Origin of the sequence: Halorubrum sp. AD140 (genome assembly GCF_034497445.1) — an archaeon.
Lineage (GTDB): Archaea > Halobacteriota > Halobacteria > Halobacteriales > Haloferacaceae > Halorubrum.
On record NZ_JAXRUU010000137.1, the window covers coordinates 1 to 2035 of the forward strand.

2 protein-coding genes and 1 pseudogene are annotated in these 2035 nt (G+C 52.1%); all 3 read right to left on the reverse strand.

Annotated elements, in window-relative coordinates; genetic code table 11:
- Nucleotides 1-686: 686 nt before the first annotated feature.
- Nucleotides 687-1040: a MarR family transcriptional regulator gene (locus U4E84_RS16715; protein ID WP_322533234.1), complete on the reverse strand. Its 354-nt coding sequence runs from the start codon at nucleotides 1038-1040 to the stop codon at nucleotides 687-689.
- A gap of 112 nt (nucleotides 1041-1152) precedes the next feature.
- Nucleotides 1153-1446 carry a hypothetical protein gene (locus tag U4E84_RS16720; protein ID WP_322533235.1) on the reverse strand — a complete coding sequence of 98 codons (294 nt, stop codon included), beginning with the start codon at nucleotides 1444-1446 and terminating at the stop codon, nucleotides 1153-1155.
- Between the two features lie 156 nt (nucleotides 1447-1602).
- A pseudogene (locus U4E84_RS16725) lies at nucleotides 1603-2035 on the reverse strand (hypothetical protein); the annotation flags it as partial.

The window sequence follows — 2035 nt, forward strand, 5'->3', positions numbered from 1 at the left end:
TACCCGAATCGCTCAGTACAGACAAAGGAGACCTCAACCGGGTCTGGTGGTTTTAATATTGTTGTCAGGAAATGAGCTACCGTGACTCCAAAAAAGATTCTTACATTATATATTGCCCTTCCTTGCCTCCTATACGGCGTGTTCTTTCTCTCGGCCCTCACATGGTATTCCGAGATGATTGGGACAGATACGCTGCGAACCACACATACAGTATTTGCCAGTTATATCGCCCTCATTCTTTACACAAAGCGGGACCAACTAACCGCTGAGTAAGCAGCCCTCGTCGACTGGCTGTTTCAGACGAGAATGTGTCTGGGAAATTGGATATCAACACAGCAGTAGTCGCTTGTTCTCTAGTGAATAGCTTCGGACATGGTGGTGTGCGGGTTCCCACGATTGCTCGTCAACAAAAGCTTCGGAAACGGTGGAGGGACAGTATTGAACTCACACACCACTGCTTCAAGTGAAATAACAGACTCCACTGGCGATGAGTTTTTTCAGCAGTTCTCCATGAGAGTGAGCGATATTAACCAACATGCTGGACGGTTTCCCCGATCTACGTTGGTTAAACAACGACCTCGTGTGTTGATTATCGGTGTAATCAGCGAACTCCCTATGCGAGAGATTCCAATACAAAAGTATGAGAGTTGGTGACTAAGAGCTGTCAGAAGCCCTCGAGAGCAGAGTCACTCTTCCTCGTATGTGAGGTTCATCAGCCATTGGGAGAAGGCGTCTGCCTGCGGATCGACCTCTTCTTCACCAATGAATGGCGAGAGCATATCACCCGCCATCAGTAGTGAAAAGTCACGATCAGATGCTGTTGGTTCGAGATAGTAGGTCCGTTGGCCTCCGTACACCGTTTCCTCACGCTGAATCAGCTCGGCACTCTCAAGCCCTTCGACTAGTCGGCTTCCTTTTCGCGAAGAGACGCCCAACTCTTTCCAAAAGTCGCTCTGGTGAATCCCACCTGTCTCGCGGATCAGTTCAAGACCCGCACGTTCGTCCTCCGAGAGATCGGCTTCACCCTGTGACGCACTCATATTCCAACAGCTAACGTGTATCCATTATAATCGTTCTCTCTATTGCTCACACTCGTTATGATGTTGGTCGTGGTTGCTGTGCTGAATAGGTCGAGCCACCGGGGTGAATCCCTCAATAGTCCTCGGCAGAGTCGAACACGTCGGTGAAGTCTTGAACAAGCTCTTGTTTCGAGCGGTCATCAGCGTGAGATGGGATCGGCGTCTCCCAGCATTCGATCTTGAGTGTTTGTGCGTTCGATATCTGAGCCGGATCAGTTGTCACATTGAAAATCGCCGTCTGATAGATCGCAAGGATTCGGCGATCATGGACACTAACGTGATCGATGCCAGCTCGCTTCAGGACTGCTGGGATATCCGTGGGACCAGAAAGAGAGACTGAGACAGTTGGTGAATCTGAGCCACCCATAGCTTCAGTTCTCACATCACACTGATAAACGATCCGTGCGTGAGAAAACTGGTCTCCGAGTAGGCTACCACGCTGCTCGGTAACTCAGGAACATCAACCTCAGAGCTGGTATCCACCGTGGCTGGTCCATTCACCTCGGCACGTCGCCAGACCGACTCATCGGTCGCCACTCGAGCGCGTGTGATACGATTGTCCCGACTTGAATTCGGTCAACTCTTCGATCCGCGATTTGAGCTCTTCGACTTCGTCGCGAAGCTGGTCGGCGTCGTCAGCATCGCTCGCCGCAAGTTGGTCTTTCAGCCCTTGGAGCCGTGTCTCCTTGCGATCTTCGTCCACCTCAGCTTTCCGAACGTACTCGGTTTCTTCAGTCTCGTAGACGTCGCTTTCAGCGACATCAGTCACCTCGAGGGCATCGTCAACCTTCCCGCGATCAACACTCATCACCCGGTCACGGTCGATTCCGGCTGATTCGAGCGTGTCCAGCACCTCGTCGTCATCTTTGAGCGAACGATTCGTCCGGGCAGTCCGCTGGACCGAGCCGTACGAGCCCGAGACGGGTCGATCGTGATGAAGGCGGTCTAAGAGCGTG

Excerpts from the sequence above, each read along its gene's own strand:
- U4E84_RS16715 (WP_322533234.1), bottom strand. The coding sequence starts at position 1,040 with ATGAGTGCGTCACAGGGTGAAGCCGATCTCTCGGAGGACGAACGTGCG.
- U4E84_RS16720 (WP_322533235.1), bottom strand. The coding sequence starts at position 1,446 with ATGGGTGGCTCAGATTCACCAACTGTCTCAGTCTCTCTTTCTGGTCCC.